Source organism: Aquabacterium fontiphilum (assembly GCF_009909205.1).
GTDB classification, from domain to species: Bacteria; Pseudomonadota; Gammaproteobacteria; order Burkholderiales; family Burkholderiaceae_C; genus Aquabacterium; species Aquabacterium fontiphilum.
Window position 1 is genome coordinate 22,217 of sequence record NZ_JAAAPN010000014.1, and the last position, 19,728, is coordinate 41,944.

The following is a 19,728-nucleotide window of genomic DNA, read 5'->3' on the forward strand; positions in this document are numbered from 1 at the left end:
CCTTCTGCCACCCGCTTTCCCTGCTGTCTCAGGCCTGTACGGAAGACCCATGTCGAAAACCCCTCGTTCCCAGTCCCTCATTGCGCTGGGTACCGCTGCTTCGCTGGCCGTGCTGAGCGCCGGCTGCGCCTCCATCAACGAGAGCCTGTCCGGCGGCAAGATCGATTACCGCACCAGCGGCGCCCAGACCGTCAAGCTCGACGTGCCGCCGGATCTCAGCCAGCTGCCGGGCCAGACCCGCTTCGGGCAGGTGTCCACCGGCAGCGTGAGCGCCAACAGCCTCATGCAGGAGTCGGCACGCCGCAACCCGGCCACACAGGTCAGCACCATCGCGCCCAGTGAATCTGGCGAGGTCAAGCTCGTGCGGGAGGGGCAGCAACGCTGGCTGCAGGTTGCCCTGCCGCCCGAGCAAGTCTGGCCCAAGGTGCGCGATTTCTGGCTCGAAACCGGTTTTGAGCTGGTGCGCGAGCAGGCCGACGCCGGGGTGATGGAAACCAACTTCTCCGAGAACCGCGCCAAGGTGCCGCAGGACGGCGTGCGCAAGTACTTGGGTCGGGTGTTCGAGATGCTGTATGACACGGGCGAGCGCGACCAGTACCGCACCCGCATCGAGCGCACCGCCAACGGCACCGAGATCTACATTGCGCACCGCGGCCTGATCGAAGAGTACGAAGACCCGCAGCGCAAGGAGCGCACCACCTGGCGCCCCCGGCCCAGCGATCCACAGCTGGAAGCAGAGATGCTGTCGCGCCTGATGGTCAAGCTCGGCGCCAGTCAGCAGGCCGCTGATGCCGCTCGTAGCCAGGCAGCCACGGCCCCTGCGACCGCTGTCGCGGGCACGGGTGGCGACAACATCGCCACGATGTTGTCTGATGGTACGAGCCTGCGTCTGGCTGCAGACTTCGACACCGCATGGCGTCGCGTCGGCCTGGCGCTGGATCGCGGTGGTTTCACGGTCGAGACGCGCGACCGCAGCCGAGGCGTGTACGAGGTGCGTTTGGCTCGGCAGCAAGACGGCAAGGAGCCCGGCTTCTTCGCCCGACTCTTCGGGCGCGACCAACCTGCCGCCGATGCGCTCGCTCGCTATCAAGTCAAGGTGGAAGGCCAGGGCGGCCGCCAGAGCCAGGTCAGCGTGCTCTCGGAGTCCGGCGGCGCGACCACCACGCCCACGGCGCGCAAGGTGGCCCAGTTGCTCCTCGATGAACTCAACTGAGCGACGACCCCGGTCGTACCCCTGTCAGTGGAAAGCGCGCTCACGGAGCGCGCTTTTTTCTTTCCGGCTCGACGCTCTTGTGAATTGAAGCGGGCCAGCCAGATTCACCCGCCCATGAAAAAAGCCGCTCTGTCGAGCGGCTTTTTCAATGGAACTGACGCGTATCAGTTCGAAGCAGCGGGAGCGACTTCGGAAGCGGCTTCCACAGCGGGAGCGGCTTCAGAGGCAGCTTCGGAAGCCACGGGAGCGACTTCGGAAGCGACTTCAGCGGGAGCCGAAGCAGCTTCGGAGGGAGCTTCAGCAACGGGCTCTTCCTTCTTGCCGCAGGCGGCCAGGGCGATGGAAGCGATCAGCGAAGCCAGCAGGAGCGACTTTTTCATGCTTGTATCCTCGAAAAGGAGTGTCAAAAATACGTTTTGGATCGCGTCAAGCCGCGACCAGATGAGTGGACCAGCAAAGACGGTCATGCTGCACGGTTTCAGTGCACCATGTACAGCCGTAAATTATACGTGGACTCGGGCTAGTCCCTATAGGCCCAGGGTCGTAACCGGGAGTGCGGGATGCGATCGTTGCAAAATTACGTCAATCTCGTCGCGCCATCGCTGCAGCATCACCGGATCCCGACTCCAGACCCCCCGTCCTCGCAAGGGCTCAAGCATGCGTAGCCCCAGGTTCTGGCCAAGCAGCAGCACGGTCGGGACATCCGCCCTGTGGGCTTCATCTGCCTGGAAAACGGCCACACGGTGCCCCCAGTCCCGGCGCCACAGCATCCAGCGCGGGTGCTGACGTGGCATGGCGTCAGGATCGGACACCAGCACGGTCACCCGCCGGCCGCTGTGCGTCAGCGCCCAGTGCTGCAACGCAGACACCACGGCACGGTCGCCCAGTGGCCAATGACGGAAATCGGCGTCACTCCAGCACATGTCGACGGCCTGTGCAGCGCCCCATGCCATGGCTGCACAAACGCGGTCAGCAAAATCGCGCCAACCGTCGATGACACCTTCAGCGGCCCAGGTGGCGGGCGTGTCGCCGGACACCGGCTCTTTTTCGTCCATGACGTGCCCCTCTACTCTGCGTCCAGCGGGTGCAGCCAGCCGTCTTCTGCCCATTGGCCTAACAGCGCCTGCAACGCGGCACTGGCCTGCCCCACCACGCGGGCCGACAGCACGCGCCGGTCGGCCAACTCCCGCAACATGCGCGCATCCCGGCCCGCTGCCCGCCAGGACTCGCCGTTCGCAAACACGCGCTGATCGTCGTACATCATCCTGGTGCGCGCATCCAGCCGCACCCCGCAGCCCTGCGGCAAGGGCGAACCAGGCTGGAACCAGACGTGGGGCTTGGGCTCGGTGAGCACCTCGCCCAACGCAGACAGCAGACCGCCGGGGTCACGAAGCAGGCGTTCGATCGCCTGGCGCGCGAAGTCCTGCAGCGCCTCCGGCACCCGCGCTGGCTCGGCGGTAGCAGGCTGGCGAGGATCCTTGTACAGGCGTGGCGCATCCGGCACGGAAAGCTCATCGGCCCATCGCAGCAACAGTTCGCGCGACAGCGCGGTGGACTCCGGCACGCGGAAGCCCACCGAACAGGTCATGCAGTCATCGCCCTCAGCCACGCCATCGTGACCCCACATGGGAGGCAGATACAGCATGTCACCCGGCTCCAGAACCCACTCTTGCTCTGGCTCGAAGCGGCTGAGGATCTTCAGTGGCAAGTCCGGCTCCAGCGATGCGTCGCGCAGCGGGCCGACGCGCCAGCGCCGACGACCGGATACCTGGAGCAGAAAGACATCGTAGGCGTCGTAGTGGGGGCCTACGCCGCCGGTATCGGTCGCATAGGACACCATCACATCGTCGAGGCGCGCATCGGGCACGAAACGGAAGCGTTGCAGCAGATCGTGCGCCGCCGGCACATGCAGGTCGAGCCCCTGCACCAACAGGGTCCAGCCCGGCTGGCCCAGCGGCGGCAGGCTGCGTCGCGCCATGGGGCCGCGCTTGAGCTGCCACTCGGCCCGCGCGCGCTGGCTCCTGCCCGCCGCTGACCTCGTCGGGCCGGGCGCGCCTCTGCGGACAATCAGGCGCGATTCGACGTCGTCCTGCTCGGCCAGCGCGAACAGCTCGGCTCGCGTGACAGGAGGCTGGACGTCGGGCACGGCCTGGCGGATCAGCAGCGGCTTCTTCTGCCAGTACTGACGCATGAAGGCTTGAGGCGATAGCCCTCCCAGCAGGACTTGAGGCTGGCGCAAGGTGTCCGCTGACGATGATGGGCGGGGCGATGAACGGGACTGGCGTGGTCGGGAGGAAGTGCTCATGCCGCCATTGTGCGACGGCCGGCGCATGGGGCGTGAGATGATTGCGGCATGATCATTTCCTCTCCCTGCGTGGTGAGCCTGACCTGGCGCCTGGAAGACGCCCAGGGGCAGCTCATCGATGAACTGTCCGACCCGATGGAGTTCCTGGTCGGAGGCGAAGACCTTCTGCCCAAAGTCGAGGCGGCGCTGATCGGCCAGACAACGGGTTTCGAGACCCACCTGCATCTCGAGCCAGAACACGCGTTTGGCGATTACGACGCGGGGTTGGTGTTTTTTGAGGCGCGCGAGCTGTTTCCTGAAGGCGTGAGCCCGGGCATGCAGTTCGAAGGCCCACCGGAAGGCGCCACCACGCCCGATCTGCCCGCCGACGCCATCTACACGGTCACCGAGGTGTATGACCAGCACGTGGTGCTGGACGGCAATCATCCGCTGGCTGGCATCGCGCTGCGCCTGTCACTGAAGGTCTGCGACGTGCGTCAGGCGCTGGAGGAAGAGGTACAGCAGGGATCAGTGGCGGCCATGCCTTTCAGCCTGGCCTCTACCCCTGGCCCCGACGACACACTGCACTGAGCCGGTCAGCCCCGCCCGGTGGAGCCGAAGCCGCCTTCGCCGCGCGCCGTGGCGTCGAAGCGGTCGACCTGCCGGAAGGCAACCTGGACGACCGGCACCACAACCATCTGCGCGATGCGGTCCATGGGCTGGATGGTGACCGCGGCGCTGCCACGGTTCCACAGGCTGACCATCAGCGGTCCCTGGTAGTCCGAATCAATCAGCCCGACCAGGTTGCCCAGCACGATGCCCTGCTTGTGACCCAGACCAGATCGGGGCAACAGCATGGCGGCCAGCCCCGGGTCGCCCAGATGCACGGCCAAGCCGGTTGGCACCAGCTCGGCTTGCCCGGGTTGCAAGACGACAGGCGCGTCGACACAGGCGCGCAGGTCCAGTCCGGCGCTGCCCGGCGTGGCATAGGCCGGCAAGGCATCAGCCATGCGGGGGTCGAGAATGCGGATGTCGACAGAGGACGTCATGCCTTGGGTTCCTGATTCAGCCGGCGCGCCAGTTCCTGCATCAGTTCGCGCGCCAGCGAGAGTTTGTCTGCATGGCGGCCATCGGCAGGCAAGGCGCGATGCGTGTGGGCGTCCACCAGCAGCAGCGCGTTGTCGTCCTTGCCGAATGTGGCCGGACCGAGGTTGCCCACGATAAGGGGCACGCGCTTGCGGGTCAGCTTGGCGCGGGCATGTTCGAGCAGCGATTCGCTCTCGGCGGCGAAGCCCACGCAATATGGTGGCGAGCGCAGCGCCGCCACGGTCGCCAGAATGTCGGGATTCTCCGTGAGCTCGAAAGTCGGCGCCACCTTCTTGCCCTCTTTCTTGATTTTGTGCTCACTGAGGCTGGCCGGACGCCAGTCCGCCACGGCGGCGGTGGCGATGAACACGTCATGCTCCCCTGCCAGCGGCACGACGGTATCGCACATCTGGCGTGCCGTCTGCACATCCAGCCGACGAACGCCTTGAGGGGTCGGCAGGTGCACCGGGCCGGCCACGAGCGTGACCTGCGCGCCAGCCTCGCGTGCTGCGCGTGCGATGGCAAAACCCATCTTGCCGCTTGACAGGTTGGTGATGCCGCGCACCGGATCAATGGGTTCGAAGGTCGGCCCTGCTGTGACCAGCACACGGCGCCCCGACAAGCATTTCGGCTGGAAGTGCGCGATGAGCGCTTCGAGCAGCTCGGCGGGCTCCAGCATGCGGCCATCGCCCACCTCGCCGCAGGCCTGGTCACCCGCTGCGGGGCCGAGCACCGCCGTGCCATCCTCACAGAGCTGGCGCACATTGCGCTGGGTGGCCGGATGAGACCACATCTCCCGGTTCATGGCCGGCGCAACGAGAAGCGCGCACTGCCCGCGCGGCCGCGCCAGACAGGTCAGGCTGAGCAGATCATCGGCCCGCCCTTGCACGAGCCGAGCCAGAAAATCGGCCGTCGCAGGGGCCACCAAAATGGCGTCGGCCTCCCGGCTCAACTGGATGTGCGCCATGTTGTTGTCGGGTCGGTTGTCCCACTGGCTCGTGTAGACCGGGCGGCCCGACAACGCCTGGAAGGTCAAGGGGGTGACGAAGGCCTGCGCGCCCTCGGTCATCACGACCTGGACCGTCGCGCCGGCCTGGGTGAGCAGCCGGACGAGTTCTGCCGACTTGTAGCAGGCGATGCCGCCGGTCAGGCCCAGAACGATGTGCCGGCCTTGTAGATCTGCGCGTACTGACATGGCCTGCACTCTAGCAGGCTTGGAGCTCAACGCGAGACGACGCCAAGCTGGTTGCGGTAGGCGCTGGGTGACATGCCCGTCCAGCGCTTGAAAGCGAAGGTGAAGGCACGGCGATCGGAGAAGCCGAGCTCGATGCTGATCGACTCCATGGAGATCGCTCGCCGGCGCAGCATGATCTGCGCGCGGTGCTTCTTGGCCTCAGACTGGATGTCCACGTACTTGAAACCTTCGGCCTGCAACCGCCGCTGCAGCGTGCGTGGATGCAACCCGAGCGCAGCAGCTGTCGACTCAAGGCCCTCACGCAGCAGTTCAGGTCGACGCTCCAGAGCCCAGCGAACCTCGTCGACCAGCCGGCGGCGCTCGCCCAGCTCCTGGTTCAGGCGGCGCTCGATGCGCTGACGAGCCTCGCCTCGCGCTTGCGGATACGAGGGGTTGAGCGGCAGATCCAGCCAGCGGCGGTCCATCACCAGCGCGTCGATCTCTTCGTTGAACAACACCGGCACGCCGAAGTGTGCGGCATATCGCTCATGACCGGCCGGCGCCACCCCAGCCAGCCGTACCGACAGCAGCCAATGAGGCTCACGCGTCGCTCGGCGGATCACCTGATTGACCACCGACAACGCGACTTCACGAACCGGACGCAGCTCTTCCGTGCTCATGCCCGGGGCGTCGATCACGATGCGCAGGTGGGCTTCCGATCCGAACTCGTCGAGACGCACCGTGAGCCAGGGTGCCAGCAGCTCGCGAGCCCAGCCGGCCAGCTCCAACCCATCGCGGATGGTCGCACATGAGCCCATGAAGGCATCGAACTCGGCGAAATGCTCGAAGACGAACCGCTCGCCCAGGGCGAACGGGAAATGATGACCCCGCGCACGCTCCACGCAAAGGGAGAACGCCTTGAACAGGTTGACCGGTGACACACGCAGCGGCGAGGCCGCATCGGGCTGGTTGATGCCCGCCTCACGCAGCACGGGTTCCAGCGAGAAGCCGCAGGTGTTGGCAGCCTCTCGCCAACTGCCGATGGAGGGCATGGGGACGGAGACAGGGGAAGACATCGGATGCATAGGAACCACGACCGCTCGAATTGAACAACGCTCGGTTCTAAATCTATGTGGGCGCGTGCGGCGCGACAAGGAACCTTCGGGGTCACCAAGGAACATTTGACGCCATCCCCGTGAGCGCCGCCACGTCCACTCCCTCAACTGAGGACAGCAATTACCCGAGGTTGTCGTGGTCTGCCAATTTGGCCAATCGTGACGACGTGATGTCCTTTGTAAGTAAGTGGTTTATTTCGAACTTTCAGTATTTTCTGAAAGATCAGGATTTAATGCCGATCAACTTCAGCTGTCCCCGGAGTTGTGATGAGCGCCCTTACCCCCTTGGTCCAGAGCTTCGTGTCCCACTTTGGCGAGATGGGGAGCCGCTGGGGCATCAACCGCACGGTCGGGCAGATCTATGCCCTGATCTTTGTCTCGCCCGAGCCGCTGCACGCGGATGCGATCGCTGAGGCGCTGGGCTTCAGCCGGTCCAACGTCAGCATGGGACTAAAAGAGCTTCAGGCGTGGCGGCTGGTCAAGATGCGCCACCTGCCTGGCGACCGGCGCGAGTACTTCGACGCCCCGCAGGACGCATGGGAGGTGTTTCGCACGCTGGCCGAAGAGCGTCGCCGACGCGAGGTGGAGCCCACCCTGTCGATGCTGCGCAATGCGCTGCTGGAGACGCCGAGCAGCGAGGCCGACGCCATTGCGCAGGCGCGCATGAAGGGCATGCACGACCTCATCGAACTGCTGACCCGATGGTTCGACGATGTGCAGCGGCTCGACCCGCGCACCCTGTCTCAGTTGATGACACTGGGGTCGAAGGTCGGCCGTTTGCTGGAGTTTGCCTCGCCACGGCGGGAGAGCCCCGCCCAACCGGAGTGAGATGACCATGGACGCGCTGGACACCCTGCTGCTGTCGCGGATGCAGTTCGCAGCAAACATCACCTTTCACATCCTCTTTCCCACCATCACGATTGCGCTCGGCTGGGTGCTGCTGTTCATGCGCTGGCGCTGGCTGCGCACGCAGGACCACGCCTGGCTGGCTGCCTACCGGCTGTGGACCAAGGTGTTCGCATTGAGCTTTGCGCTGGGCGTGGTCAGCGGCGTGACGATGAGCTTCCAGTTCGGCACCAACTGGCCTGGCTTCATGGAACAGGTCGGCAACATCGCCGGGCCGCTGCTGGCCTACGAGGTGCTCACCGCCTTCTTTCTGGAGGCATCGTTCCTGGGCATCATGCTCTTCGGTCACGGCCGGGTGAGCGAGCGGGTCCACATGCTCGCCACCTTCCTGGTGGCCTTTGGCACGACGATGAGCGCCTTCTGGATCCTGAGCCTGAACTCCTGGATGCAGACGCCCATCGGCCACGAGATCGTCAACGGTGAGTTCTTCGCGGCGGACTGGTGGCAGATCGTCTTCAACCCCAGCTTTCCTTATCGGCTGACCCACATGCTGCTGGCCTCGGGCCTGACGGTCGCCTTTCTGATCGCAGGCACAGCGGCCTGGCAGGTGCTGCGCGGCCGAGACGGCCCGGCCACGGCCAAGATGCTGCGCCTGGGTGCCACGCTGGGCGCGGTGCTGATCCCGGCCCAGATCGTCATGGGCGACCTGCATGGGCTCAACACGCTGGAGCACCAGCCACAGAAAGTGGCGGCCATGGAGGGCCTGTGGGAAACCACACGTGGCGCCCCGCTGCTGCTGTTTGCCGTGCCCGATGAAGCCACCCGCAGCAATCACTTCGAGGTGGGCATCCCCAAGCTGGCCAGCCTGATCCTGACGCATGAACTCGACGGCGAGCTGCAGGGGCTGAATGCGTTTGAAGGCAGTCACCCCCCCGTGGCACCGGTGTTCTACGCCTTCCGGATCATGGTGGGCACCGGCATGCTGATGCTGGTGGTGAGCTGGCTTGCGCTGTGGCAACTGCGCAAGCATGGCTGGCAGGCCCAGGCCTTGCCGCGGTGGTCGCTGCAGAGCCTGCGCTGGATGACGTTCTCTGGCTGGCTGGCCACTGTGGCAGGCTGGTATGTGACCGAGATCGGGCGCCAACCCTACATCGTGCAGGGCCTGCTGAAGGTGGAAGCCGTGGCCACGCAAACGCCTGCGCCCATGGTGGGCGCCACGCTGGCCGCCTATGTGACCCTGTACCTGGCGCTGCTGGTGGCGTATGTGGGTGTGCTGCGCTATCTGGCCAGCAAGCCGATGGACGCCTGGCCCGAAGCAGACGGCGCCCCGCCGGCCTCGGCCATGATTCAAGGCGGCGCTGCGCCGCAAGGAGCACCGCGATGATCACCGAGCAAGAGTGGATGCCAGTCGTTTTCTGGCTGCTGATGGGTGTGGCCATGCTGGCCTACGTGGTGCTGGACGGCTATGACCTGGGCGTGGGCATGCTCATGCCCTGGGCGCGCGAAGATGCCGACAAGGACATGATGGTCGCGTCGATCGGGCCGTTCTGGGATGCCAACGAAACGTGGCTGGTCCTGGGGGTGGGCCTGTTGCTGGTGGCCTTTCCAAAAGGCCAGGGCGTGGTGCTCGGTGCGCTGTACCTGCCCGTGGCCGTCATGCTGGTCGGCCTGATCCTGCGCGGGGTGGCGTTCGACTTTCGCGTGAAGGCGCGCGCGCACCACAAGCCGCTGTGGAACCGTCTGTTCAGCATCGGCTCGCTGTTGGCCGCCACGGCGCAGGGCTGGATGCTGGGCCGCTTCGTGATGGGCCTCGAAAGCAGCCCGCAGTCGCTGGCCTTCGCCGCGCTGATCGCGGTGGCCCTGCCGATCACCTACGCGCTGCTGGGTGCGTGCTGGCTGATTCTGAAGACCGAAGGCGACTTGCAGCGCCGCGCGGTGAGCTGGGCGAAGGTGAGCTGGCCGGCGATGGTGATCGCGCTGCTGGCCATCTCGGTGGCCACGCCCTGGTTCAGCGAGACGGTGCGCGCGCGCTGGTTCAGCTTCCCGAACATCCTGGCGTTGCTGCCCATCCCCTTGATGTCAGGCCTCGCGCTGGTCGCCTTGCGCGGCCTGCTGAACTCGCATCGGATCGTGGGCCCGACGGCCCGTCTGGCCTGGCTCCCGCTGGTGCTGGCCATCAGCGTGATGCTGGTCGGCGGCATGGGCCTGGCCTACAGCCTTTACCCCTACATCGTGCTGGATCAGATCACGGTGTGGGATGCCGCCGCCGCACCCAGCTCGCTGTGGCTCATCCTGATCGGCACGTCGATCAGCCTGCCGGCCATCGCGGCCTACACCTTCTTCGTCTACCGGGTGTTTGGCGGCAAGGCCACGGCGCTCAGTTACGGCTGACACGCCACAGGCGAAGCGCGTACGGCTTGAATGGCTTGATCAGCCGCCTTCGCGCTCGCGCCAGGCCGAGGGCGTCGTACCTTCCCAGCGCTTGAAGGCAGCGGTGAAGGCGCGACGGTCGGAAAAGCCCAGCCGGGCGCTGATGTCGTCGATGGTGACATCGCCATCGCGCAACCACTGACATGCGAGCCGGTGCCGCATGCGCGCCTGGACGTGGAGGTAGCTGTCGCCTTCTTCCTTCAGCCGGCGCTGGAGCGTGCGCGGGTGCAGACCCAGGCGATCGGCCATGTCTTCCACACCCAAGGCCAGCAGGGCGGGATCGCGGCTGATGAGCGACTCGACTTCGGCCGCCACGCCCTGACGCTTGACCTCTTTGCCCAGACGCTGTTCAGCGAGGAACTGGGCCTGCTCATGGAGCGCGGGGAACGCGCCTTCCAACGGGAGATCCAGAATGCGGCGCTCGAAGATCAGTGCATCGGACGGCGCATTGAAGCGCGCCGGCACGCCGAAAAAGCTTTCGAACTGCGCGGCGTTGGGCGGCGGATCACGCTTGACCCAGACACCCACAAAGCCTTCGTCCGAGCCCTGCAGCGAGCGACCGAACTTGCGAATGCACGCCAGGATGGCGTCGGTCACCAGGTGCAGCGGCAGCCCGTAGCGCTCGAAGTTCGGCAGCGGCACATCGAGCCCGACGATCACCCGCGCCAGATCACCCTCTTCCTTGACCTCGAGCTTGAGCCAGGGCAGCACCACCTGACGGGCCAGATCGGCCACGCGCAAGGCCTCGCGCAGGGTGGGACTGGTGGTCAGCAGGGTTTCGAACTCTGGCAGCGATTCGAAGGCGAAGGTGTCGCCCAGCACGAAGGGGAAGTGCTTGTCCGGGGGGGTCAGCGCCACGCACTGCTCGAGCAGCGAGATGAGCTGCAGCGGCGAGACGCGTGCGTCTTCCAGCCGGATGAGGTCGATCTTGACCCCAGCCTCCTTGAACAGCGTCTGGACGTTGAAGCCGCACTTGGCGGACGCCTTGATCCAGCTCGAAAGCATGAACAGCGGAATGGGCTTGATGCCCACCGCCTCCAGCACGGCCGCAGAGGGAAGTGGAATGCGCATAAAGAGTTTCGGCACACCCGAAGCAGGTGTGCCGAAGTCTAACCAACTACGGGGCGGTCAAGCAGGAAAAAACCGGGCAACCTTCACCGTGCCCCGGCCATCTCGGCGCGCATGAGCTCGCTGGCCTCGACCGGATCCTGGTGTTTGGCGAAGCCGCGCAGCCATTCCTCGTAGCCCGGCTGCTCGGTTTCCTGCCAGGGGTGGTAGCCGGGCTTGTAGTACTGCACGTAGTGCTTGTGCAGCGGCGCCACGAAACCACCTGGCTTGAGCAGCCACCAGATTCCCTTGGTGAACAGCTTGAGGCGCTGCCACGCGCTGAAGCCGTCTGCCTTGAGCATCGCGTTGGTGAACGACAGGATCACGTAGGGGAACATGAAGGTGGCGTGCACCAACGCGCCGCAGCGCTTGAAGTAGCCAACCTTGGCGTAGTCGATCATCACGTCGTAGGCCACGCCTTTGTGCTCGACCTCTTCGATCGCGTGCCAGGCGTACATGGCGCGCACTTTGGGGTGCGCATCGCCCATGATGTCGCGCTCGTCGAACATCGCGTGGGCGCCCAGGGCGGTGAAGTGCTCCAGCGCACCCGTGATGGCCAGCGTGTACTCGCGGCTGTAGCGGTTGCGGTAGGTGTCGAACAGCAGCTTGTCGAGCCAGGCGATCAGCTTGTCGACCGGCATGCCCTGCTTGCGCAGCACATCGTTGTACTGGTTGTGCACCAGGCTGTGCTGGGCTTCCTGGCGGTTGAAATCCTTGATGTCCTGCAGCAGCTTGGCGTCCTTGACGCGGTCGCGGAAGTCACGCACCGTGACCATGAAGAACTTCTCGCCCGGCGGGAAGATCAGCGACATGGCGTCGAAGAAGCGGGTCTTGAACGCATCGCCACCGAACCAGTACTTCGGGATGCTCGGGTCGTCCAGACCGAAGTCCAGCTTCTCGCGCGGCACGATGGGGTGCTGTTTGTCCGATTGGTATGCCATGTCGTGATCCTTATCGGTATGTCTCCACAATGGTTCCCATCGTAGGCAGACGTGACAGAACGCGACAGGATGAGCGGTGACACGAGGGCATCCGGCACGACAAGCACCCCCTGGGGTTTACACCAGTCTGCGGCAACCGGGGCGTTCGCCCCAAAAGCAAACAGGCTCCCCGAAGGGAGCCTGTTTCTTGGCGAGACGGGCTGATCAGGCCAGCGCCAGGGCACGGCGCATGTCTTCGCTCGCCTTGACCGGATCGCGCTGGTGCTTGTCGAACGCGGCCAGCCACTCTTCGTAGCCGGGCTGCTCGGCCTCTTGCCAGGGATGGTAGCCAGGCTTGTAGTACGTCCAGTAGTGCTTGTGCATGGGGGCCAGCAGACCGCCCGGCTTGAACAGCCACCACAGCCCCCCGGCCATCATCTTCAGGCGCTCGCCGCGCGTAAAGCCGTCGTGAATCATCAACTGACGCTGCACGGCAAAGATCACGTAAGGGAACATCAGCGATGCGTGCACCAGGCCCAACACCCGCTTGAAATAGCCCACCTTGGCGTAATCGATCATCACGTCGTAGGCGACACCCTTGTGCTCGACCTCTTCAATGGCGTGCCAGGCGTACATGGCGCGCACACGGTGGTCGGCCTCTTTCATGACGTCACGCTTGTCGAACAGGCTGTGCGCGATGATGGAGGTGAAGTGCTCCAGCGCCGAGGTCAGCGACAAGGTGTGCTGCTTGCTGTATTTGCTGCGGTACTGCTTGTTGAGCAGGGTGTCGATGAAATCGGTGAGCTTGTCGACATCCACGCCCTGGCGACGCAGGCGGTCATTGTCCTGGCGGTGGACCATGCTGTGCTGCGCTTCCTGGATGTTGAAATCCTTGATCTCTTGCAGCATTTTCGGATCGGAGATCTGGTCGCGGTAGTCGCGCACGCAGTTCATGAAAAACTTCTCGCCGGGCGGGAAGATGATGGACAGCGCGTCCCAGAAACGCGATTTGAACGGGTCGCCGCCGTACCAGTACTTCGGAATATCCTGATCCAGACCGAACTGGAGGCGCTCACGGGGCACGATCGGGTGCTTCGCGGTGTGTGTCGTCATGGCTGCTCCTGTCAGGGAAGGGTCTTTCAACCGATAAAGACCAGTCTGAGGCCTTGAGCCGGCTCTAAACAGGATACTGCATGACACAAAGGGTTCCCTGCCGACACACGCACGTCACATACGTGACCAATGCCCGTCAAAACGGCAGGAAACCCGTCAGAAAGGGTGGCATCGAGGGGGTGCCGCTCCTCAGACCCGCTCAGCCACCCAGGCCTGGACGCCCGCCAGCGCCTGTGGCAGCGCGGTGGCGTCGGTGCCACCGGCCATGGCCATGTCGGGCTTGCCGCCCCCCTTGCCGCCCACTTGCTGGGCGACGAAGTTGACCAACTCGCCGGCCTTGACCTTGGCAGTGGTGTCGGCCGTCACGCCAGCGGCCAGTTGCACCTTGCCACCGTCCACCGCGGCCAACACGATGGCCGCCGTCTTGAGCTTGTTCTTGAGCTGGTCCATGGTGTTGCGCAGCGTGGCGGCATCGGCGCCGTCGAGCTTGGCGGCCAGCACCTTCACACCCTTGACGTCGACAGCCTGGGCCACCAGTTCGTCACCCTGGGCGGACGCCAGCTTGCCCTTGAGTGCGGCGATTTCCTTTTCCAGCGCGCGGATCTGGTCCTGTGCGGCAGCCACGCGGGCCGGCACGTCGTGCGGCGTCGCTTTCAGCATGGCCGCCAGCCCATTGACGGTGCGTTCCAGGTTCTGGGTGTAGGCCAGCGCGTTGTCGCCCGTGATGGCCTCGACGCGACGCACCCCTGCGGCCACACCGCCTTCGGCAACGATCTTGAACAGACCGATGTCACCCGTGCGCTTGACGTGGGTGCCACCGCACAGCTCTTTGGAAGACCCGATGCTCAGCACGCGCACGGTTTCGCCATACTTCTCGCCGAACAGCATCATCGCGCCGCTCTTCTGGGCGTCTTCCAGCGCCATGACCTGGGCCTGCGCATCGGCGTTGGCCAGGATCTCGGCGTTGACCAGGGCTTCGATCTCGCGGATTTCTTCGTCGGTCAACGGCTGGCCGTGCGAGAAGTCGAAGCGGGTGCGGTCCGGGGTGACCTGCGAGCCCTTTTGCTGCACATGCTCGCCCAGCACCTCGCGCAGGGCCTTGTGCATCAGGTGGGTGGCGCTGTGGTTGCGGACCGTCTTGGCGCGCAGTTCGGCGTCGACCTTGGCGTTGACGGTGTCACCCACCTTGATGACGCCCTCGACCACGCGGCCGTGGTGGCCAAACACATCGGCCTGGATCTTGAGCGTGTCCTCCACCACGAAGCGGCTGGTGGCATTGCGCAGGTCACCGCTGTCGCCACACTGGCCGCCAGACTCGGCGTAGAACGGGGTGTGGTCCAGCACGATCACGGCGTCATCGCCAGCATTCGCCTGCTGCACCGACGCACCGTCGACGTAGATGGCGGTGACGGTGGTGGCCTCGCGGGCCAGGTGGTCGTAGCCGTGGAAGGTGGTGGCGGCGCCGCTGTACTCCAGCCCGGCGGCCATCTTGAACTTGCCGGCCGCACGGGCCTGCTCGCGCTGGCGGGCCATGGCGGCATCGAAGCCGGCCTGGTCGACGGTGACGTCGCGCTCGCGGCAGACGTCGGCGGTCAGGTCGACCGGGAAGCCGTAGGTGTCGTGCAGCTTGAAGGCGGTTTCGCCGTCGATGACCTTGGCACCCGTGGCCAGGGCGCCTTCCAGGATTTCCATGCCATTGGCAATGGTCTGGAAGAAGCGCTCTTCTTCGGTCTTGAGCACCTCGGTGATGCGCTTTTCGTTCTGGCGAAGCTCGGGATAGGCCTCACCCATCTCGGCGACCAGCGCCGCCACGAGCTTGTGGAAGAAGGGGGTGCGAGCGCCCAGCTTGTAGCCGTGGCGGATGGCGCGGCGGGTGATGCGGCGCAGCACGTAGCCACGGCCCTCGTTGCTGGGGATGACGCCGTCGGCGACGGTGAACGAGCAGGCGCGGATGTGGTCGGCAATCACCTTAAGGCTTGGGCTGTTGGCGTCGAAACCTTCGCCACCGGAAGCCGTGACAGCAGAACGCGCAGCAGCCAGCAGGTTCTGGAACAGGTCGATATCGTAGTTGCTGTGCTTGCCCTGAAGCACGGTGGCGATGCGCTCCAGGCCCATGCCCGTGTCCACCGAGGGCTTGGGCAGCGGGTGCATCACGCCGTCTTCGGTGCGGTTGAACTGCATGAAGACGTTGTTCCAGATCTCGATGTAGCGGTCGCCGTCTTCGTCGGGGCTGCCTGGGGGGCCGCCGGCCACGTCGGGGCCGTGGTCGTAGAAGATCTCGGTGCAGGGTCCGCAAGGGCCGGTGTCGCCCATCATCCAGAAGTTGTCGGACATGTAGCGGCCGCCCTTGTTGTCGCCGATGCGCACGATGCGCTCGGCGGGCACGCCCACCTGCTTGTTCCAGATCTCGTAGGCCTCGTCGTCTTCCTGGTAGACGGTGACCCAGAGCTTGTCCTTCGGGAGCTTGAAGTGCTCGGTCAACAGCTCCCAGGCGTAGGTGATCGCATCCTTCTTGAAGTAATCGCCAAAGCTGAAGTTGCCCAGCATCTCAAAGAAGGTATGGTGGCGCGCGGTGTAGCCCACGTTGTCCAGGTCATTGTGCTTGCCGCCCGCGCGGATGCACTTCTGCGAGGTGGTGGCCCGGGTGTAGGGGCGCTTGTCGAAGCCCAGGAACACGTCCTTGAACTGGTTCATGCCCGCATTGGTGAACAGCAGCGTGGGGTCGTCACCCGGGACCACAGGGCTGGACGCCACGATGGTGTGGCCCTTGGACTGGAAGTACTCCAGGAAGGTCTTGCGGATGTCGGCTGCTTTCATGCGGCGGCTTTCAGGGTTCGACGGTGAGGTGACGTTGGGTGCCCGCGACGACGCCCGCGCGAGAGGCGCGGCTTGGGCGAAGCCCTCAATTATAGGTTTCGGGGGTGACCTATGATGGTGCGCGAATCGGTACACGGAAGCCATGCCATGACGAACCAGCCCTTTGCCCTGCCCGCCCCGCTCGCCAGCCTGCAGGATGCGGCCCTGCTGCGCACACAGGCGTTCGTTAACGGCCAGTGGCTGGAGACCGCCGCGCGCTTTGCCGTGATCGACCCGGCCACCGGGACGGAGCTGGCGCGCGTGTCCAATCTGGGCGCGGCCGAGGCGCAGGAGGCCATCGCCGCAGCCAACCGGGCCTGGCCCGCCTGGCGTGCGCTGACAGCCAAGGCGCGTGGCGCCATCATGATGAAGTGGTTTCACCTCATCCACCAGCACGCCGACGACTTGGCCCGCATCCTGACGGCCGAGCAAGGCAAACCGCTGGCCGAAGCCAAGGGCGAGGTGGCCTACGGCGCCAGCTTCATCGAATGGTTTGCCGAAGAAGCGCGCCGGGTGTATGGCGAGACGATTCCCACCACCGACCCCAGCAAGCGTTACCTGGTGATGCGCCAGCCCATCGGCGTGTGCGCGGCGATCACGCCCTGGAACTTCCCGATCGCGATGATCACGCGCAAGGTGGCGCCGGCCCTGGCGGCGGGCTGCCCGGTGGTGATCAAGCCGGCGGAGGCCACCCCGCTGTCGGCGCTGGCCTTGGCCGAGTTGGCCCAGCGCGCAGGCATGCCGGCTGGCGTGCTCAACGTGCTGACGGCCGACGGGCGCCAGTCGATCGATGTCGGCCAGGCGCTGTGCAGCAGCGACGTGGTGCGCCACCTGTCGTTCACCGGCTCGACTGAAGTCGGCCGCATCCTGATGGCGCAATGCGCGCCCACCATCAAGAAGCTGGCACTCGAGTTGGGCGGGAACGCGCCCTTCATCGTCTTCGATGACGCCGATCTGGATGCCGCCGTCGAAGGCGCGCTGATCAGCAAGTACCGCAATGCGGGGCAGACCTGCGTCTGCGCCAACCGCCTGTATGCGCAGGCCGGCATTTACGATGACTTCGTGACCCGGCTGGCCCAGAAAGTGGGCGAAATGCGTGTGGGCAACGGCTTTGAGCCAGGCGTGACGCAGGGCCCGCTGATCGATGGCGAAGCGCTCGGCAAAGTCGAGGCCATGGTGGGCGATGCGCTCGTCAAGGGCGCACGCGTGGTGGTGGGTGGGCAGCGGGCCGATGTGGCCGGCGGCCACTTTTATCAACCGACCGTGCTGGCCGACGTCAACGCCAGCATGCGCATGGCGCGCGAAGAAATCTTTGGCCCGGTGGCGCCGGTGTTCAAGTTCGACACCGAGGCCGATGCGATTGCGCTGGCCAATGACACCGAGTTCGGGCTGGCCAGCTACTTCTACAGCCGCGACGTGGGCCGCATCTTCCGCGTGGGCGAGGCGCTGGAGTACGGCATGGTGGGCATCAACACCGGGCTGATCTCGACCTGCGAAGTGCCGTTTGGCGGCGTCAAGCAATCGGGCCTGGGCCGCGAGGGTGCGCGTCAGGGCATCGACGATTACCTGGAAACCAAATACCTCGCGCTGGGCGGGCTGGACCGCTGACAGCACCACACAAATGACAAAGCAGGCGCGAGGCCTGCTTTGTGACATGTGGAGCGGGCGATGGGAATCGAACCCACGTCTTGAGCTTGGGAAGCTCAGGTCCTACCATTGAACGACGCCCGCGATGCGCTGCATTGTAGCGCGGGCGAGCGCCGATCCATCAGGCTGACAGCTTGCGACGCGACACCAGCGCGATGCCGATCAGGCCCAGCCCGAGCATGGCCGCTGGCGACGCCTCGGGAATGGCCGCGGCCACATAGGGCGCGCTGCTGATGGGCGTGCGCAAAGCGCCATTGATGTCGATCGTGATGGTGCCGAAGTCCAGGCCCACAAGGGGCGCCTGCAAAACCCTGCTCAGGTTCAGGCCCGACGCAAACGTGGCCAACGCCGAATCCGTGAACGTCAGATTCGTCAGCTTCTGGTGCATGTTGAGCGTAAGGCCGTTGAGGCCGATCTTCAGATCGGTCGCGTCGAATGAGTACAGCGACGCACGCTTCTGGGTGACTCCGTTGGCGGTGATGTCGGCCATGACGAGCGAGGTGTCATAGTCGATGAAGAAATTGGCCAGCGTGACGTTGCGTGTGCCACGAGAGATCAGCAGCGCCGAGCCGGACGCCTCGCCCCACTCGGGTGTCACCAGATTGGCAAACGGCCAGAACCCGACCGAGACATCCACCTTGGTCACAGGCAGATTGAACGCGGACAGCACGCTCCCGTCAGCCAACACGGTGCCTTTGGCGTTCGTCGCATTGCCCAGCGCACTCATGGTCACGCCGGCCGCGGCCATGGCGTCATAAGCCTCCATCGAGAGCGCGAACACCGAGTTGGCCTGCACCCAGGTCGTGTCCAGGGTCAGCGCCTGGGCCGAGGGGGCAGACAGAGAAGCCGCCAGCGCCACGGCGCCGGTCAACGATTGGGTCCAGGTGGTGGCTTTCACGGTACTGCTCCTTGCAAAACACGGCTGTGTTGACCAGATGATGCGCTGTTCTCGGCCAAAAACAGATGGTTTTTCACCCTCTTCTCTGACGTTTCTGTCAATCCCCGATGAATATGCACACCCCCTGAATAAGGGGTGGGGCGAACGTGCGCCAAACCCGCAAAACCGCGCCGTGCAGACTGCACATTGCAGGCATGGCCGCCCCAGCTCCAAGGGGCGCGCAGGGTTCTGTTGCACACTCACGCCTTCGCGTACATGCGCGCCATACGCCCGCCGCCCACCTGCCATGCAGACTGATCCCCACGCTCCTCAAGACCCATCTGATTCGCCGACCGACACGCCGGCTTGCAGCGCGGATGGCGAGCCCCTTCACCGCCGCAGCATCCGCAGCTTCGTGATGCGCGCCGGCCGCACCACGGAAGGACAGGCGCGTGCCCTGGCCGAACTGGGGCCCCGCTTCGTACTGCCTTTCGCGCCCGCCCCACTGGACGCTGCGCAGGCGTTTGGCCGACAGGCACCCGTGGTGCTGGAGATCGGCTTTGGCATGGGCGACGCCACCGCCAAGATCGCCCAGGCGCTGCCCGACACCGACTTCATCGGCTGCGAGGTGCACGAGCCGGGTGTCGGCGCGCTGCTCAAGCAGATCGGCGAGCGCGGCCTGGACAACCTGCGCCTGATCCGCCACGATGCCGTCGAGGTGCTGGAGCACATGATTCCGCCGGCCTCGCTGGCCGGCGTACACATTTTCTTTCCCGACCCCTGGCACAAGAAGCGTCATCACAAGCGCAGGCTCATCCAGCCGTCTTTCGTGTCGCTGGTCGCCTCGCGGCTCGCCCCAGGGGGCTATTTGCATTGCGCCACCGACTGGCAGCCCTATGCCGAACAGATGCTGGCCGTGCTCGGCGAGGACACGAGCCTGGAGAACACCGCCGACGGCTATGCCGAGCGCCCGGCCTACCGGCCGCTGACCAAGTTCGAGAACCGCGGTCTGAAACTGGGTCATGGCGTCTGGGACCTGGTGTTTCGCAAACGCGGCTGA

General features: G+C 65.2%; 18 protein-coding genes and 1 tRNA gene. 7 read left to right on the forward strand and 12 right to left on the reverse strand.

The genetic code is table 11. The features are described from left to right. The first annotated feature begins 49 nt into the window (after positions 1 to 49). A complete protein-coding gene (gene bamC, locus GTZ97_RS15095; protein ID WP_161651548.1) occupies positions 50 to 1,213 on the forward strand; it encodes an NlpB/DapX family lipoprotein in 1,164 nt (387 codons plus the stop codon). 164 nt (positions 1,214 to 1,377) lie between these two features. On the opposite strand, the gene GTZ97_RS15100 is transcribed toward bamC, so the two are convergent. The 3 genes from GTZ97_RS15100 to GTZ97_RS15110 are packed head-to-tail and all read right to left on the reverse strand — an operon-like array spanning position 1,378 to position 3,518. Next, positions 1,378 to 1,680: a hypothetical protein gene (locus tag GTZ97_RS15100; protein ID WP_407926745.1), complete on the reverse strand. Its 303-nt coding sequence runs from the start codon at positions 1,678 to 1,680 to the stop codon at positions 1,378 to 1,380. 60 nt (positions 1,681 to 1,740) lie between these two features. Continuing rightward, on the reverse strand, positions 1,741 to 2,268 hold the full coding sequence (locus tag GTZ97_RS15105; RefSeq protein WP_161651550.1) for a hypothetical protein: 528 nt from the start codon (positions 2,266 to 2,268) through the stop codon (positions 1,741 to 1,743). A gap of 11 nt (positions 2,269 to 2,279) precedes the next feature. Next, entirely contained in the window at positions 2,280 to 3,518 is a 1,239-nt protein-coding gene (locus tag GTZ97_RS15110; protein WP_161651552.1) for a JmjC domain-containing protein, read from the reverse strand. A gap of 48 nt (positions 3,519 to 3,566) precedes the next feature. Here GTZ97_RS15110 and GTZ97_RS15115 point away from each other — a divergent pair, with 48 nt between their 5' ends. Then, positions 3,567 to 4,088, forward strand: a complete 522-nt coding sequence (locus GTZ97_RS15115; RefSeq protein WP_161651554.1) for an FKBP-type peptidyl-prolyl cis-trans isomerase — start codon at positions 3,567 to 3,569, stop codon at positions 4,086 to 4,088. A 5-nt stretch (positions 4,089 to 4,093) separates the two neighbouring features. Here the strand turns inward: GTZ97_RS15115 and dut are convergent, their stop codons facing one another. The 3 genes from dut to GTZ97_RS15130 are packed head-to-tail and all read right to left on the reverse strand — an operon-like array spanning position 4,094 to position 6,833. Further along, positions 4,094 to 4,546, reverse strand: a complete 453-nt coding sequence (gene dut / locus GTZ97_RS15120) for a dUTP diphosphatase (protein WP_161651556.1) — start codon at positions 4,544 to 4,546, stop codon at positions 4,094 to 4,096. Beyond that, complete coding sequence (gene coaBC / locus GTZ97_RS15125; RefSeq protein ID WP_161651558.1) at positions 4,543 to 5,778, reverse strand: bifunctional phosphopantothenoylcysteine decarboxylase/phosphopantothenate--cysteine ligase CoaBC; 1,236 nt, start codon at positions 5,776 to 5,778, stop codon at positions 4,543 to 4,545. Before coaBC ends, dut begins: the two co-directional genes overlap by 4 nt. Before the next feature lie 26 nt (positions 5,779 to 5,804). Further along, the gene (locus GTZ97_RS15130) at positions 5,805 to 6,833 is read right to left on the reverse strand and encodes an AraC family transcriptional regulator (protein WP_161651561.1); all 1,029 of its coding nucleotides are present in this window, start codon (positions 6,831 to 6,833) and stop codon (positions 5,805 to 5,807) included. A gap of 306 nt (positions 6,834 to 7,139) precedes the next feature. Between GTZ97_RS15130 and GTZ97_RS15135 the strand changes: the two genes are divergently transcribed. From GTZ97_RS15135 to GTZ97_RS15145, 3 genes are read left to right on the forward strand one after another with little or no spacing between them, the layout of a single operon-like run. After that, positions 7,140 to 7,700 carry a GbsR/MarR family transcriptional regulator gene (locus GTZ97_RS15135; RefSeq protein ID WP_161651563.1) on the forward strand — a complete coding sequence of 187 codons (561 nt, stop codon included), beginning with the start codon at positions 7,140 to 7,142 and terminating at the stop codon, positions 7,698 to 7,700. Positions 7,701 to 7,707: 7 nt separating this feature from the next. Then, the gene (locus tag GTZ97_RS15140) at positions 7,708 to 9,102 is read left to right on the forward strand and encodes a cytochrome ubiquinol oxidase subunit I (protein ID WP_161651565.1); all 1,395 of its coding nucleotides are present in this window, start codon (positions 7,708 to 7,710) and stop codon (positions 9,100 to 9,102) included. After that, positions 9,099 to 10,109 carry a cytochrome d ubiquinol oxidase subunit II gene (locus GTZ97_RS15145; protein ID WP_161651567.1) on the forward strand — a complete coding sequence of 337 codons (1,011 nt, stop codon included), beginning with the start codon at positions 9,099 to 9,101 and terminating at the stop codon, positions 10,107 to 10,109. The genes GTZ97_RS15140 and GTZ97_RS15145 overlap by 4 nt, the downstream gene beginning before the upstream one ends. Positions 10,110 to 10,148: 39 nt before the next feature. Here the strand turns inward: GTZ97_RS15145 and GTZ97_RS15150 are convergent, their stop codons facing one another. The 4 genes from GTZ97_RS15150 to alaS form a co-directional block, all read right to left on the reverse strand. After that, on the reverse strand, positions 10,149 to 11,219 hold the full coding sequence (locus tag GTZ97_RS15150; RefSeq protein WP_161651569.1) for an AraC family transcriptional regulator: 1,071 nt from the start codon (positions 11,217 to 11,219) through the stop codon (positions 10,149 to 10,151). Positions 11,220 to 11,302: 83 nt separating this feature from the next. Then, a complete protein-coding gene (locus tag GTZ97_RS15155) occupies positions 11,303 to 12,196 on the reverse strand; it encodes a metal-dependent hydrolase (RefSeq protein ID WP_161651571.1) in 894 nt (297 codons plus the stop codon). A gap of 204 nt (positions 12,197 to 12,400) precedes the next feature. Further along, positions 12,401 to 13,288, reverse strand: coding sequence for a metal-dependent hydrolase (locus tag GTZ97_RS15160; protein WP_161651573.1), 888 nt, complete (start codon positions 13,286 to 13,288; stop codon positions 12,401 to 12,403). A gap of 189 nt (positions 13,289 to 13,477) precedes the next feature. After that, on the reverse strand, positions 13,478 to 16,105 hold the full coding sequence (gene alaS / locus GTZ97_RS15165) for an alanine--tRNA ligase (RefSeq protein ID WP_161651575.1): 2,628 nt from the start codon (positions 16,103 to 16,105) through the stop codon (positions 13,478 to 13,480). 147 nt (positions 16,106 to 16,252) lie between these two features. Here alaS and GTZ97_RS15170 point away from each other — a divergent pair, with 147 nt between their 5' ends. Further along, complete coding sequence (locus tag GTZ97_RS15170; protein WP_161651577.1) at positions 16,253 to 17,752, forward strand: NAD-dependent succinate-semialdehyde dehydrogenase; 1,500 nt, start codon at positions 16,253 to 16,255, stop codon at positions 17,750 to 17,752. A 49-nt stretch (positions 17,753 to 17,801) separates the two neighbouring features. Here the strand turns inward: GTZ97_RS15170 and GTZ97_RS15175 are convergent. Both GTZ97_RS15175 and GTZ97_RS15180 read right to left on the reverse strand, forming a co-directional pair. Continuing rightward, a tRNA-Gly gene (locus GTZ97_RS15175) sits at positions 17,802 to 17,875 on the reverse strand. A 37-nt stretch (positions 17,876 to 17,912) separates the two neighbouring features. Beyond that, positions 17,913 to 18,689 carry a hypothetical protein gene (locus tag GTZ97_RS15180; protein WP_161651579.1) on the reverse strand — a complete coding sequence of 259 codons (777 nt, stop codon included), beginning with the start codon at positions 18,687 to 18,689 and terminating at the stop codon, positions 17,913 to 17,915. A 286-nt stretch (positions 18,690 to 18,975) separates the two neighbouring features. Here GTZ97_RS15180 and trmB point away from each other — a divergent pair, with 286 nt between their 5' ends. After that, positions 18,976 to 19,728, forward strand: coding sequence for a tRNA (guanosine(46)-N7)-methyltransferase TrmB (gene trmB / locus GTZ97_RS15185; RefSeq protein ID WP_161651581.1), 753 nt, complete (start codon positions 18,976 to 18,978; stop codon positions 19,726 to 19,728).